This is a genomic window from Pandoraea iniqua (assembly GCF_902459685.1).
Taxonomy (GTDB): Bacteria; Pseudomonadota; Gammaproteobacteria; order Burkholderiales; family Burkholderiaceae; genus Pandoraea; species Pandoraea iniqua.
Window position 1 is genome coordinate 887,289 of sequence record NZ_CABPSF010000001.1, and the last position, 13,647, is coordinate 900,935.

The window sequence follows — 13,647 nt, forward strand, 5'->3', positions numbered from 1 at the left end:
CTCCCCGCCATGGAGGTGCGAGCGGTGAAGCGGCAGCGGGGTTCCCGGGCATTGTTTTTCTCAATGCATACGCATTGAGCGTAAGAATTCCTCAATGAAACAAAGCGGTCAACCTTCCATCCCACAAGCATAGGTGTCGTAGGTCAGCACCAGACGACTCAAGGGAGGTTTTCGATGGCGATGATCGTGGCAGGCCGATTCACGACGTTCGATCAGGCGAATCTGGTCGCGCGCCGACTATATGACCGGGCGTTTCCACCGACCGACGTGTCGGTATTCTTTCTGAATCCGACCGGACAGCATGCGACGTACCCCACCGGTGGTGATGTCGACGCCGATGCGGCGGCGCGCCCGGCAGGCAAGGGTGCGGCGCAGGGCGTGATTGCGGGCGGTGCCTTCGGGTTGGCCGTCGGTGCGTTGTTGTTTGTCGTCGTGTGGCGATTCTGGCTCGTGCCGGTGGTCGGCATGATGGCGGGGGCCTATCTGGGTGCATTTCTCGGCGCGCTGCGCCGCCTGCGGGGCCGTGAGGCCGTGTCAGCGGCGCAGGCGGGCATGCGCGACGCGGGCGTCATGCTCGCGACGCATGTCAGCGAATCGAATGCCGATACGGCCATCGCGGTGTTGCGCGATGCGGGTGCTGCGGCGATCGAGCAAGCCGATGGTATCTGGGAAGATGGGGAGTGGCGAGACTTCGATCCACGTCAGCGCGGCCGCAATGCAGGCGCGACCGATGGTCCCGGCGAGCCGACCGTGGGCGTCGCGGCAAACGACCATCCGTCGCCGGACGCGTCGACAGGGCGAAAACCCCGCCGCACCGATTGGCTGTGAGCCGGCCCGAGACGGGCTATCTCGCGATGAGCAATCCCGGTCAGGCCCATGTATTCTTCAGTGACTTACCTCGCAGGAGGCTTGCCATGCTGTCGATTCACACCGGTTTCGTTGTTTGTCCGACCTGCAAGTCCCGCTTTGCCGTCGCCGCGAGCGAACCGACCGTGCAGGCCCTCCACGACTATCTGCATTCCGATGCGCAGGTGAAATGCCCCACCTGCGACACCGTCTTCGCGACGGGAAGTGCGAAGAGCAGCATCGAATTCGAACCCGTCAACGACGGCGTGACACTCACATCCTCTCCCGAGCGGAGCATCGACGGGCTCGATAATCACTGATTGCGCTGCGCGCGTGATCGGAAAGCTTCGGGGTAGCGCCGAAGGTAGGCGCCCTCGAGAGATTTGTCGTCCAGCGCCATCAGATACCGGAAGTTCGGCACAACCATCAGCGCAATCGAGCAGGCCAGCAGCCCGAAGCCCGCGTAGCCGATGATGTCCGAAACCTCTGCGCTCACCATCGCGCGGGTAAAGCATGCGGTGCCAAATGGGATGGAGGCGGCGCAAACCATCAAGAAGCATGCCTCAAGGCGGCTCCGATATTCGGGTGGTGTCGCCATGCAGCGTACGGTCATCGTGTTCACATTGAAGAGAATCAGACCCGCGCCTCCCAACAGCGAGCCGATGCAGATCCACAAGAGCGATTGGGTGCAAGACGCCCAGATCAGCATCGTGGCCATCGCGACACCACCGACGACGGTTGTCATGGCACGGCCGATGCGGCAATTGGCGGTGGACAGAACCCTGCCGCTCGCAAGCATCATGCCAATGCCGAAGGCACCTTCTGCACAGCCGAGTGCGAGCGCACCTAGCGACAGCCGTTGAAGGACCAACACGGGCAGCAGAAGTGTCAGCCACGGGACAATGACAAAGTTGAAGGCTGCCGACAACAAGGCCAGTGCTCGCTCAGTCGGCAGGCGTATCAGTAACGCGGCGCCCGACGGACGGCCTTCTTTACGTCTGACGGCGGGGGAAACGTATCGCGAACACCGCTGCGTACCGCGCAGGAACATGCACGCCATGAGCGCGGCAGCGAACGAAAAAACTGACGTCGCTGCGATTCCTGCCAGTGATATCAATCCGCCGGACAATGCCGGTCCTAGAATCAGGTTCGCGGAGCTGACCTTGCCACGATGCTCGAAGGCTTCACCGGTCTTTCCTGTCGGACAGAGTTCGGGGGTAATGCTGACATGTATCGGCTGACAGACGCCGCCCGCTGCGGAAATAAGGCAGAACATGCCGGCGAGCCAATAAGGCGAGCCCGATGCACCCATCAGCGCGAATACCAGCGTTGCGACACATCCCGACATCACCGCGGCCATCGCAATGCGCTGTTTCGGAAAGCGATCGCCGAGCTTGCCCGCGACATACATTCCGACCAGTTGCAGCGACCACGCCAGCGTAAGCGCATTACCGAGAAAGTGGTCGTCGTGATATCGCTCGATCATGATCCATGCAAAGCTCATCGCGCAAATTCTGATGGATGCGGAAAAGCACAGATCCGAGAACTGATAAAAGACAAAGGCCGTCCATGGGGCGCGATTCGGGGGGATGCTGCGTGCTTCAGGCACCTCCACCCTCCGCTTCAAAGGCGTGGTACACCTCGTTCAGCACCAATGCCGCATTGATGGCTCGCGAAAAGCCGCAAAAGACGGCGTTCTGAATCAGAATTTCTTCGATGTCGCGCCACGTGAATCCATGGCGGAATGCTGCGTAGCCCTGAAATCGAAGTTGTCGCGCCGTGTCACCGAAAGCGACCAACGCCGACAAGGTCGCGATATGGCGCTCGCGAAACGACAGTTCGTCGCGTTGATAGGCATCTTCATAGATTGATTTCACCAGCCGTTCGACGAGGTGCGGGGCAATCGGGTGCAACGTCTCGTCAATACGCGTCAGTGCCCCCGGATCGAAAGCGTTGATCAGTTCGCGAGCGCGCGGGCTCAGACTCTCGGTAAAACTCACGCGTGTATCTCCTGCATAAGATGACGGCATTGGTCGAGCATGTGCCTTGCGCCTGCCGTCAACTTGCCGTGCTCGATCAGCACGCGATGGGCATCGGAAAATTTTCTTTCGTATTGCGTGATCGAGTCCGCGATATAACTACGCTCCGCGTCCGTCAATGTTTGCGTGGCGAGGGCGCGCCGAAAGCAATGCACGATGCGGTAGACGACGAACATCGCGTGATAAATACCGGTCACCGTGCGAGGTTCCTTGCGCAAAGGCGAGGTATAGCGCTCGCTGTCGTCGTTCAATACGAACTCGTCGTGAATCATCAACGACAACATCACCTGATGTGCGGACTCGCGAACCAGCTTGTCGAGCCAGAACCAGGCGGGTTTTGAAGTTGCGACGGCATTGACGTAGAGGCATCCGAGCCGGTGAAAGTCGCTGCCGGCATACAGCGTGTCGCGCGAGTGGCATGTGGTTGCCTCGAACAGATAAATCTCGTTGACGATCTCGGCGACTTCACCGTGCAGCACCGGGTCGATGCTGCGGAGCCGTCGAAGGCAGTCGTCAAGTGTATGCATTCGCGCGAGTGCTGCGTTCGGGGAGGCATCGTGAAAGACGGTCTCGTAGGTGTCGTCTCCCAGCCCGTGGAGGAAGTTGCGATCTGCGCCGCAAGCCCCCGCCGCGCTTCCCACGAGGAATCGACATGACCGGGCGCTCAACGCAGAGCCCATCACCAGATTGGTGAGCACCATGTGAATCTCGGATTCATCCTTGCGCCGTATCGCGTTCGCCAGACGCCAGATTGCGGTGAATACCAATCCGCTTGCCCGTGCCGTTGAATCATCAGATAGCGAACGAAGGAAATCATGACTCGCCGTGCGCAACGCGTCAGGCAGACAGCCTTCACAGGCATCGAGCAGATAGTCCAACGATTTTTGACTGTGCAGCAGGTTTTCTCGCGCCAACCAGACAGCGCGTTCCGCACTCGGGCGCGGGTCAAAGATATCCATGAAATCGCTCCTCATCGTCATTCGCAGGCACTTGTCCGAACGGTGTCCGAGCGGTGAAGACCCACCCGGACACCCGCTATGCGCGATTCGCGACGATGGCGGATCAGCCTTCGCCAACGGTCACGATAATGGCGCACGAGGACTGATTCTTGAGGTGAACGATACGATGGGCTTCGATGTTCTTGATCATGGTGAAAGCTCCTGAATGAGTGAACGAAATGTGCGCCACAGGCATCGCCGGTCGAATGTTCGGTAACGCACGACCCCATCCTAGGATGGCCTGCGTGCCGATGGAATCGTATCGATTACGAGGGACGCGAATCGTGCAGAAGAGGTCATCTATCGAGCGCATTGGAGCGATTGGTGTCAATGCTTGGGATTTTTCCGATGAGGCTGTCGACGGGTCCCCGATGACGGATTGATGACGTGCGACGCGGCATGATGTGGGTCATCGTCAAGACGAAGGGACACACGAATGACCGTCGATATCGGACAACGACTCAGGAGCTTTTTCGACGCTATGCCCGGGTGCTGGGGTTGCAAGGATGTGGACTCCGCATTTCTCTATGCCAACGAGAGTTACGCGCGGCTAATGGGTGTTGCCCATCCAATGGACCTTCCGGGGCGAACGGACTTTGAGCTGCCGTGCCGGACCGTCGAGTGTGCGAGCGAGTTTCGTGCGCAAGACGCTGAAGTCATGCGTACCCGACGGACATTGGAGGTGTTCGACTGGCATCCGTACGCCGATGACGAGTGGCAGGCACACGTCGTCACGAAGACGCCGTTGATGGACGATGCCGGTCAAGTCGTCGGCACTATCTTTCACGGCGCGAATTTGTCCAGCGTGCCGGCGTATGTCGCGCTCGGGCCGTTGCTGAATCAGATGTGGTGCGGCGACAGGGTAACGATGCGCGAAGGACAGACCAGTCTTGCGATCGATCGGCATATCGATATCGCGTTGTCGTCGCGCGCTTGCGAGGTCATCTTCTTTTATGTGCGTGGCTGGTCGGCCAAGATGATAGGCAAAGTCTTGGGCGTGTCACCGCGCACGGTCGAGATGCACCTGGAGGTATTGAAGGAAAAATTTCGCGCGAGTACACGAGCCGAGCTGATGGATTCGGCCATCGCGCTCGGCTACCTGACTCGGATTCCCGCCACTTTGTTCAACCGTCAGTTGTCGGTGGTGTTGACGCCACGCCAGTGAGATCGAAAAAAGACGAGATCCGATGCGACTCAGTCAATTTACAGCGGCGTCAACACCGCTTCGCCTGCCTGATAGCGACGCGTGTTCTCGATGAACATGGCGATCGTGGCGGCTTCGGCTTCCGGCGACCGGCCGGCGACGTGCGGACTCAGCACGATGTTCTGCAAGTCGATGAGTGCCTTCGGCGGTGACGGTTCGCCCTCGTACACATCCAGCCCGGCGCCGGCAATCGTGCCGTTGCGCAGTGCGTCGGCGAGTGCAGCGGTATCCACTGCGCTGCCTCGGCCGAGATTGACGAGAAAGCCGTGCTCGCCCAGCGCGCGCAACACCTCGGCATTCACCATGTGCAGCGTTTCCGCGCCGCCCGGCGCCGTCACGACCAGATAGTCAGCCCATTCGGCCAACGCGACCACGCTATCGAAATACTGATAATGCGCCGGCACGTCGTCGCGTTGTTTGCGGTTGCGATAGCCGATCTGCATGTCGAAGCCCTCGCCGCGCTTGGCAAACTGCTTGCCTACCGCACCCAGCCCCACGATCCCCAACTTCTTTCCCGACACGCCCGGTTGCATCGGCAACGCGTCGCGCCACACGCCCTTACGGCATGCGGCGTCGTATTCGGGAATGCGGCGCACGGCGGCCAGCAGCAGCGCAAAGCCTTGATCGGCCACGGTCGGCGCGTTGGCCCCGGCACCGTTCACGGCAACGATCTTGCGTGCATGCAACGCATCGAGATCGAGGTTTTCGTAACCAGCGCCCAACGCACTGACCAACTCGACCTTCGGCAGATGCGTCAGCTCGGCGGCGCTTATGCCACGTGAGCCATTGGTCAGCACGAAGCGTGCGCGCGCGCCTTCGTCACCCCAGCCTTCCGGCGTGGCGTGATGGCTCGGACGATAGATCACATCGAAATGGGTTTGCAGTTCGGACAACTGCTCGGGATGCATCGGGATAATGACCAGCAGTGGGGGCAGCGACACCTTCAATCTCCGGCGACAGGGTGGAATGACAGCCGATACTTTATTCCTATCTGCGATGTCTTGCGCAATGCAGCATCGCAATTTCTTCGTGTCGACGAAAGGCAGGCCCCAAATGCCTGCGGGCGCCCCCGCATGAAGCGAAAGGCGCCCGCATCGCATGGCATTAGGTCACATCATCAACGGCGTTACGTCTGACGAAACCGCGAGCCAAAATCACTTGAACGTACCGAGTCCCTCACGCCGTCGCTTCCAACGCCAACGCCGCTTCACGATGACGCAGGCGGCCCAGCGTCAGCATGGTCAGACCCGCCAGCACGGCCGGCACACCGATGGCGGCGAACAGTGCCGGCATCGACCAGCCCATGGCAAGCATCGACGCACCGCCGACCGACCCGACCACCGACCCAAGACGGCCCACGCCGTTGGCCCAGCTCACACCAGTTGCGCGGCAGTCGGTCGGATAGAACTCGGCCGACAACGCATTCGCACCGACTTGCCCGCCCGACACGCAGAACCCTGCCCAGAACACAGCCACCGACGCGAGCACCGGCGAACTGGCGAGCGGGCCCACGGCGGCGACGCAGACACCGGCCAACGCATAAGCGGCCGCCAGCACGTAATGCGGATTGAAACGGTCCATCAGCCAGCCGAGCACAATCGCCCCGAGCGTGCCGCCAACCTGAAACATGGCGGTGACGATCGCGGCATTACGCAACGTCAACCCATTAGTGCGCAGCAACGTGGGCAACCAGCTCGAGAGCAGGTAGATCACCAGCAGGCTCATGAAGAACGTGAGCCAGAACAGCAACGTGCCGCGCAGCAGTGCCGGTTTAAACAGATGTCCAACGGGCGACGTGGTCGACGGCTTAGTCGCAATGTTGAACGTCGCGCCGCGCAGGTCTTCATTCGGCGCAATCCGTTGCAGCGACGCTGCAATACGCTCGGGGGCCTTGCCGGCCATCACGAGATATCGCACTGACTCCGGCAACGCTCGCACCAGAACGGCACCAAGCACGAGCGGCATCACACCACCCACGATCAGCACCGAACGCCAGCCGAACGCCTCGATGAGCCCGGCCGATGCCAGCCCGCCGAACGCCGATCCCAGCGTGAAGCCGCAGAACATCGTGGTCACGAGAAACGACCGGCGCGACTCCGGGCAGTACTCCGAGGTCAGCGTGATCGCATTCGGCATCGCGCCGCCGAGCCCAAGCCCGGTCAGAAAGCGCAGTGCAATCAGCTGCCACAGTTCCATCGACCATGCCGACGCGAGACTTGCCAGTCCGAAAAACACGACCGAGAAAATAAGGATCGACTTGCGGCCGAACTTGTCGGCAAGCGGTCCGAACAGGAACGCGCCCGCCATCAGGCCCGCCAGACCCGCGCCAAAGAGCGGTGCGAGATGCGCGGGCGTGAGCGACCACTCGGCACGAATGGCTGGGGCGATAAAGCCGATGGCGGCCGTGTCGAAGCCGTCGATGGCGACGATCAGAAAGCACAGTACGACGATCATCACCTGAAACGGCGAAATACGATGCCGGTCGATGAACGCCGTCACGTTGATGGGACTCACTGGCATGGGGTGTCTCCTCGAAGGTGCCAGAAGCGTCGTGGCATGACTGCCACGTACGCGAATGCATTGCGCTGTTTGTAGTTATCTGAGCAGCAATGCCAATGCTGTTATGCGTCGCGCAGCCACGGTGTTTGCGACAGACAGTTTTCTGCGCGCCAGCCGTGCAGCCATTGCAGCGCATCGTAAAACTGCGGCTGTGTGCGGCCCTGCCAGAGCGAATTTCGCACCCAGCGATCCACACCCTTGGCGTGATACACGCGGCCCATGTCGCGCGCGCCGTACAGCACGCGTGCCGTGCGCGGAATGCGCGCGTGTTCATAGCGGCGGAAGGCGTCGACGAAGTCGCCCTTGGCTGCGACATACGCGGCCCCCAGCGTGACCGCGTCTTCCAGTGCCTGACAGGCGCCCTGCGCGATGTACTGCGTCATCGGGTGTGCGGCATCGCCCAGAATCGTGGCTCGGCCAAAACTCCATTGCTCCACCGGGTCCCGGTCGGCCGTTGCCCAACGGCGCCATGACGTCGGGCGGTCGAGCATCTGATGCGGAAGCGGGTCGATGCCTTCGAAATACGACAGCACTTCTTCTTTGCTGCCGTCGCGCACGCCCCAGACTTCCTGCTCGCGGCTGTGAAAGGTCACCACGAGGTTGTATTGCTTGCCGCCGCGCAGCGGGTAATGCACCAGATGGCAATGCGGGCCTGCCCACACCACCGGCGCGTTGACCTGCAAATCCTTCGGCATGTTCTCCACGTCGACCACGGCGCGATACACCACATGCCCGGTCACACGCGGCTCGTCACCGATGAGCGCATCGCGCACGGCGGACTTCACACCATCGCAACCGATCACGGCGTCGGCCGCATGCCGCTCGCCATGCTGATCGATCACCGTGACGCCGCTGTCGTCCTGCTCCAGCGAGACGACACGGGTGGCCGTCTTGAACTGGATCAGCGGATTGCGTTGCACTGCTTCCAGAATCGACAGATGAATGTCGGCGCGGTGAATCACCGCATACGGATTGCCGAAGCGCTCGCGATACGGCGCACCGACGTCGACTTCGGCGATCACGCTGCGATCGATGGCGTCGCGCAGCGTGATGTGATCGGTGAAGACCGACCGGTCGCGTGCGGCTTCGCCGACACCCAGCGCGTCGAGCGCGGCGAAAGCGTTGGCCGCAAGCTGAATGCCCGCGCCGATCTCGCCGATGGTCTCGGCCTGCTCAAGCAGTTCGATGCGCACGCCCTGATTCGCGAGGGCGAGCGCGGTGGCCAGACCGCCGATGCCGCCGCCGACGACGAGCGCTTTCGGTTGATGGGGTTGTGTCATGGTTGTCTCCTGCTGGCTCTTCTGGCGCTACTGCTGTCTTTCTCTGCTGTCGATCTCACGCCGTGAAATCCGGCTGCTTGTCGGGCGCTGCCGCCACGAAGGCGGGATGGGCGGCGGCATGCTCGAACACGGCCAACGCGCGCGGATACGCCGACAAATCGCAGCCCATGCGCCGGGCATTCGCAATTTGCGGAATCAGGCACACGTCGGCCAGCGTCGGCGCCTCGCCGAAACACCACGGACCGTGGCCGTGTTTCGTCAGCAGACGCTCCACACCGGCCATGCCTTCGGCAATCCAGTGCTGATACCACGCATCCTTCTGCGCGGCCGTCAGCCCGAGCGTGCCTTGCAGATACTTCAGAATCCGCAGGTTGTTGACCGGATGGATGTCGCAACTGATGAGCGCGGCCAGTTCCAGCACCCGGGCGCGCGTTTCCATGTCTTGCGGCAACAGGCGCGGCGTGGGGTACTTCGCGTCGAGATAATCGAGAATCGCGAGCGACTGGCCGAGCGTGAAGTCGCCGTCGACAATCGCGGGCACGACGGCCGACGGATTGACCTCGTCGACATAGGCCTCGGCGCGATGCTCGCCGACGCGAATGTTCACGCCGATGGTGTCGAACGCGAGGCCCTTGAGCGCCAGCGCGATGCGCACGCGATACGACGTCGAGCTATTGAAGAAGCTGTAGAGCTGCATGACCGTGCTTGCCTCAGACCACGCGCACGGTGATCTCGCCCAGACCTTCGACGGCCGTGACCATCGTCTCGCCTGCCTTGACCGGCCCCACGCCTTCGGGCGTGCCGGTGTAGATCAGATCGCCCGGTTCGAGGCGGAAGAATTGCGACAGATACGACACGGTTTCTGCCACCGACCAGATCAGGTGGGTGATGTCGCTCTTCTGCTTTTGCACGCCGTCGACGGTCAGTGAAATCGCGGCCTTCGCGATGTGACCCACGCTCGACACCGGATGGATCGGGCCGATCGGTGCCGATGCGTCGAACGCCTTGCCGATCTCCCACGGACGGCCCATTTCGCGCATTTTCATTTGCAGATCGCGGCGCGTCATGTCCAGACCCACGGCGTAGCCCCACACGTGTTCCAGCGCTTGTTCGAGCGGAATATCGGAACCCGCCTTGCCGATGACGGCAACGAGTTCGGCTTCGTAGTGATAGTTGCTCGTCTGCGCCGGGTACTTCACTTCCAGCGTTTCACCGTAGGCCACCGGCAGCACGGCGTCGGCCGGCTTGCAGAAGAAGAACGGCGGTTCGCGGTCCGGATCGAAGCCCATTTCACGTGCATGGGCGGCGTAGTTGCGGCCCACGCAATACACGCGGCGCACGGCGAATTGGTCGTTGCTGCCGGCAACGGGGACGGCGACGGTGGCAGGCGGAGCGAAGACGAAAGACATAGTGTTTGACTCGACGAAGAAATGAAATAGTGAAGTGTCGTGCGCGGCGATCAGGTGCGAGATTCGCGCAGCAGATTCAATGCGGTGAGCACCGGGCGATCCGAGTAGCTGAACAACACCGCGTCTTCCAACGCGGCGAGTTGCACGGGTGCCCACGACGGCACGACAAAGTGATCGCGCGGTTCGAACTGGAACTGCTCGTCGCCAATGCGCACCGTGCCGCGCCCTTCGACGACCGAGAACACAGTGGCGTCGGTGCTGCGGTAGGTCTTGCCTTGGAAGCCGGCGGGCAGGTACTGCATAAACGTCGCCATGGTCGGCATGGGCCAGCCACCGGTGGCCGGATTGACGTAACGCAGCTTGATGCCGTCCCACGGATCGAGTTCGCCATTGCGATACAGCGTGTCCAGCGCTTCGCGCGAGCGGGCGTACGGATAGCTGAAAATCGGCGACGTCGGGTCGCTCACCTTGTGGCGCACGGGCAGCATGTTGAAGCCGTAGCGCGCGAAGCTGTCGCCCTCGGGGCGTTGCACCGGCTGCTGCGACTCGGGGTAGTTCTCTGCAAAGCCGGCGTCGAAATACTGCACCAGCGGAATATCGAGCCCGTCGAGCCAGACCACCGGCTCGCCATCGGCCGGATTGCCGTGGTCGTGCCATGTCCACGACGGCGTGATGATGAAATCGCCCGGATGCATGGTGGTGCGCTCGCCGTTCACGGCAGTCCACGCGCCTCGGCCTTCCACGATGAAGCGCAGGGCCGACTGCGTATGACGGTGGCTCGGCGCGATCTCGCCCGGCAGAATCAACTGCAACCCGGCGTACAGCGAGCCGGTAATGCTTGATGAGCCCGGTGTGCCCGGATTTTGCAGAATCAGCACGCGGCGCACGGCCTCTTCGGCGCTGATCACACGGCCCGCTTCCATCACCAGCGGGCGCACTTCGTTGTATTTCCAGATGGCAGGCACCACACGCGGGCGCGGCTGGGGCGGCACGAGACTGTGCAGCGATTCCCACAGCGGGGCCATGTGGTTGCGGCCGATGTGCTCGTAATAGGCAGCGCGCTCGGCGCTGGGGGCGCGTTCGGACATGCGTGTCTCCATATCGGTGTTTTTGGCCCGGTGGCCCCGCTGGACGGGGTCCCGGTCGGTCTATGGATAGCGTTATACTCGGCCAGACATAACTTCTGAAATGAAAAAATCATCGGATCCATACGAAAAATCGTATGGCTCGGAAGGTTTTTGAGTCGAATTGAAGGCACCGACGTGTGCCCGGAGACTGCGCATGGATTGGACCCATCGCTTGCGTCTGCGCAACTTGCAGATGCTGCTGACCCTCGCGGAGACCGGCAACATGAGCCAGTCGGCGGCGTTGCTCAACACCACGCAGCCCGGCTTATCGAAGTGGCTGAAAGATCTGGAAGACGATATCGGCCTGCCGCTGTTCGAGCGTCAGGCGCGCGGCTTGCGGCCGACGGCCTACGGGGAAGCCCTGATCGAACACGGGCGCCGCATCGAGGCGCAACTCGACACGGCACGCGACGATCTCGACGCGATGCGCGAAGGCGGCAGTGGGCTGGTGGCGATCGGGACGTCGGGCGCGTCGTCGGCGGATACGGTGCCGCTCGCAGTGCTACTGCTGTTGCAGCGCATGCCGCGCGTTCAGGCGCGGGTGATTGAAAACACGATGGACCGGTTGATGAACCAGCTCGCGCACAGCGAGATCGACATCGTGGTGGGGCGCTCGGCGCCGGAATTGCAGGATCGCAGCGTGCGCGCGGAAGCGCTCTATCTCGAGCCGCTTCACTTCGTGGCGCGCGCGCGTCATCCGGTGTTTTCGCTCGATCAAGTGGATTGGCCCGACATGCAGCGCTACCGCTGGGTGGTGTGGCCGCGCGGCACGCCGATTCGCAATGCATTGGAGGCGGCGCTTGCTGAGGCGGGCTACCCGTTGCCGAGCGATACGGTCGAATCGAATTCCACCATCCTCAACCTCACGCTGCTCAACAATAGCGACATGATCGGGCTGGCGTCGCATCGCACGGCGAGCCGCTTGCAGGCACTGGGGGCATTGCGTATCGTGCCGCTGCGACTCGCAGGGTTCGGGGCCATTTCGATGTACTGGCGCGACGACGGCGCAAACCGCGCGGCCGTGGTTGCCGCGCTCGATTGCCTGCGCAGTGCGGCGAATCGCTCGTTAGGCGATGCCGTTGCGGGCATCGAAAGCGACGGGCAGTAACTGGGTAATCAGCCTGTGGGCGCGACACGCCGGCGTCGCAGCGATGCCAGATGCGCGGCCATCGCATTGGACGCCGCCACACTGTCGCGCGCTTCGATCGCTTCGAGCACAGCGTGGTGCTCGTCCTGCGTGTGAGGAAGGTCGCCGGGCGCCAACACCCGCAGCTTCCAGAGCCGTGCGGAGCGCTCGTGCAGCGAGCGCATGATGTCGGTCAGTGCGCTGTTGCCTGCGGCCTCGGCAATCACAGCATGAAAGTCGTGATCGATCTGCATGAAGCGGTCGCGATCGTCGTCACGGTTCAACTCGCTCGACGCTGCGAGCAACGCGCGCATACGAACCAGTTGTTCGTCGGTGCGACGTTGGGCCGCGAGCGCTGCAACGTTGGCTTCGACGGCCCATCGCGCTTCGAGCAAATCGAGAATCTCGTCCATCGACTCGCGACGAATCTGCAAGCCCTTACGCGGAATGATGTCGATCAGGCCTTCGAGCTTGAGGCGTTGAATCGCGTGATGCACCGGTGAGCGGCTGAAGCCGATGAGCTCGCAAATCATCAATTCATTGAACAACTGACCGGGACCGAATTCGAGCGACAGAATGCGGCGTTTGATCTCGTCGTAAGCCTGCTCGGCAAGCGACGGCCCCTTGCGGATGCGTGTCGACGCGTTGCCGTTGGCGTCACGTGAGGGCGCGGCGCGCGACGTGCGGATCGGTTGTGCGGCGCTGGCCGTGGCGGGCATCTCGGCGGGCATCTCTTTAAAGCTCTTCATCGATTCTTTCCAACGGAATGACGCCTGCGGGGCAGGGAAGCGCGGCGTTGCCACTTCGGGGTCAGGCAAATGGCCAGTTGCGCGAGGGCAACCGAGCGGCGTACGTCGCGCCACGTAGCGATGGCATCGGCCACGACAGGCTGCGCGCATTCTATCGCAGCGCCATCGCGCATCTGCCGCTGTCGACACGCCGCCAGCGACGCGGCGCACACACCGGCAGCGTTGAGGCGCCGCGTGAGCAGTCCGACTGCCGCGCGACGACATAACCGCAACGACCGGCGCATCGTCTGATGCATCTTCCGACGTAGCG

At 62.2% G+C, this 13,647-nt stretch carries 15 protein-coding genes; 5 read left to right on the forward strand and 10 right to left on the reverse strand.

Annotated elements, in window-relative coordinates:
* Positions 1-174 precede the first annotated feature (174 nt).
* Together PIN31009_RS03935 and PIN31009_RS03940 are read left to right on the forward strand one after the other, a co-directional pair.
* A complete protein-coding gene (locus PIN31009_RS03935) occupies positions 175-828 on the forward strand; it encodes a hypothetical protein (RefSeq protein ID WP_246185492.1) in 654 nt (217 codons plus the stop codon).
* An 86-nt stretch (positions 829-914) separates the two neighbouring features.
* Complete coding sequence (locus PIN31009_RS03940; protein WP_217426753.1) at positions 915-1,166, forward strand: hypothetical protein; 252 nt, start codon at positions 915-917, stop codon at positions 1,164-1,166.
* On the opposite strand, the gene PIN31009_RS03945 is transcribed toward PIN31009_RS03940, so the two are convergent.
* From PIN31009_RS03945 to PIN31009_RS03955, 3 genes are read right to left on the reverse strand one after another with little or no spacing between them, the layout of a single operon-like run.
* Positions 1,160-2,461 (reverse strand): MFS transporter, encoded by a 1,302-nt coding sequence (locus PIN31009_RS03945; protein ID WP_343039022.1) that lies wholly within the window; start codon positions 2,459-2,461, stop codon positions 1,160-1,162. The two genes, PIN31009_RS03940 and PIN31009_RS03945, sit on opposite strands and share 7 nt — an antisense overlap.
* Positions 2,448-2,846 (reverse strand): carboxymuconolactone decarboxylase family protein, encoded by a 399-nt coding sequence (locus PIN31009_RS03950; RefSeq protein ID WP_217426754.1) that lies wholly within the window; start codon positions 2,844-2,846, stop codon positions 2,448-2,450. The genes PIN31009_RS03945 and PIN31009_RS03950 overlap by 14 nt, the downstream gene beginning before the upstream one ends.
* Complete coding sequence (locus PIN31009_RS03955) at positions 2,843-3,763, reverse strand: aKG-HExxH-type peptide beta-hydroxylase (protein WP_174996933.1); 921 nt, start codon at positions 3,761-3,763, stop codon at positions 2,843-2,845. The genes PIN31009_RS03950 and PIN31009_RS03955 overlap by 4 nt, the downstream gene beginning before the upstream one ends.
* Positions 3,764-3,842: 79 nt before the next feature.
* Here PIN31009_RS03955 and PIN31009_RS27825 point away from each other — a divergent pair, with 79 nt between their 5' ends.
* Positions 3,843-4,049, forward strand: a complete 207-nt coding sequence (locus tag PIN31009_RS27825; RefSeq protein WP_174996935.1) for a hypothetical protein — start codon at positions 3,843-3,845, stop codon at positions 4,047-4,049.
* Positions 4,050-4,319: 270 nt separating this feature from the next.
* Positions 4,320-5,048 carry a helix-turn-helix transcriptional regulator gene (locus PIN31009_RS03960; protein ID WP_150789366.1) on the forward strand — a complete coding sequence of 243 codons (729 nt, stop codon included), beginning with the start codon at positions 4,320-4,322 and terminating at the stop codon, positions 5,046-5,048.
* Between the two features lie 38 nt (positions 5,049-5,086).
* Here PIN31009_RS03960 and PIN31009_RS03965 read toward each other — a convergent pair whose 3' ends face one another.
* The 6 genes from PIN31009_RS03965 to gtdA all read right to left on the reverse strand — a co-directional run bounded on the left by PIN31009_RS03965 (position 5,087) and on the right by gtdA (position 11,423).
* Positions 5,087-5,995, reverse strand: coding sequence for a 2-hydroxyacid dehydrogenase (locus tag PIN31009_RS03965; RefSeq protein WP_087724166.1), 909 nt, complete (start codon positions 5,993-5,995; stop codon positions 5,087-5,089).
* 268 nt (positions 5,996-6,263) lie between these two features.
* A complete protein-coding gene (locus PIN31009_RS03970; RefSeq protein WP_150789367.1) occupies positions 6,264-7,607 on the reverse strand; it encodes an MFS transporter in 1,344 nt (447 codons plus the stop codon).
* A 101-nt stretch (positions 7,608-7,708) separates the two neighbouring features.
* Positions 7,709-8,926, reverse strand: a complete 1,218-nt coding sequence (locus tag PIN31009_RS03975) for a 3-hydroxybenzoate 6-monooxygenase (RefSeq protein WP_150789368.1) — start codon at positions 8,924-8,926, stop codon at positions 7,709-7,711.
* A 55-nt stretch (positions 8,927-8,981) separates the two neighbouring features.
* Complete coding sequence (gene maiA / locus PIN31009_RS03980) at positions 8,982-9,623, reverse strand: maleylacetoacetate isomerase (RefSeq protein ID WP_150789369.1); 642 nt, start codon at positions 9,621-9,623, stop codon at positions 8,982-8,984.
* Positions 9,624-9,636: 13 nt separating this feature from the next.
* A complete protein-coding gene (locus PIN31009_RS03985; protein ID WP_087689714.1) occupies positions 9,637-10,335 on the reverse strand; it encodes a fumarylacetoacetate hydrolase family protein in 699 nt (232 codons plus the stop codon).
* 50 nt (positions 10,336-10,385) lie between these two features.
* Positions 10,386-11,423 (reverse strand): gentisate 1,2-dioxygenase, encoded by a 1,038-nt coding sequence (gtdA, locus tag PIN31009_RS03990; protein WP_150789370.1) that lies wholly within the window; start codon positions 11,421-11,423, stop codon positions 10,386-10,388.
* A gap of 193 nt (positions 11,424-11,616) precedes the next feature.
* Between gtdA and PIN31009_RS03995 the strand changes: the two genes are divergently transcribed.
* A complete protein-coding gene (locus PIN31009_RS03995) occupies positions 11,617-12,570 on the forward strand; it encodes a LysR family transcriptional regulator (protein WP_150789371.1) in 954 nt (317 codons plus the stop codon).
* Positions 12,571-12,578: 8 nt separating this feature from the next.
* On the opposite strand, the gene PIN31009_RS04000 is transcribed toward PIN31009_RS03995, so the two are convergent.
* Positions 12,579-13,337 carry a GntR family transcriptional regulator gene (locus PIN31009_RS04000; protein WP_174996937.1) on the reverse strand — a complete coding sequence of 253 codons (759 nt, stop codon included), beginning with the start codon at positions 13,335-13,337 and terminating at the stop codon, positions 12,579-12,581.
* Positions 13,338-13,647: the final 310 nt, after the last annotated feature.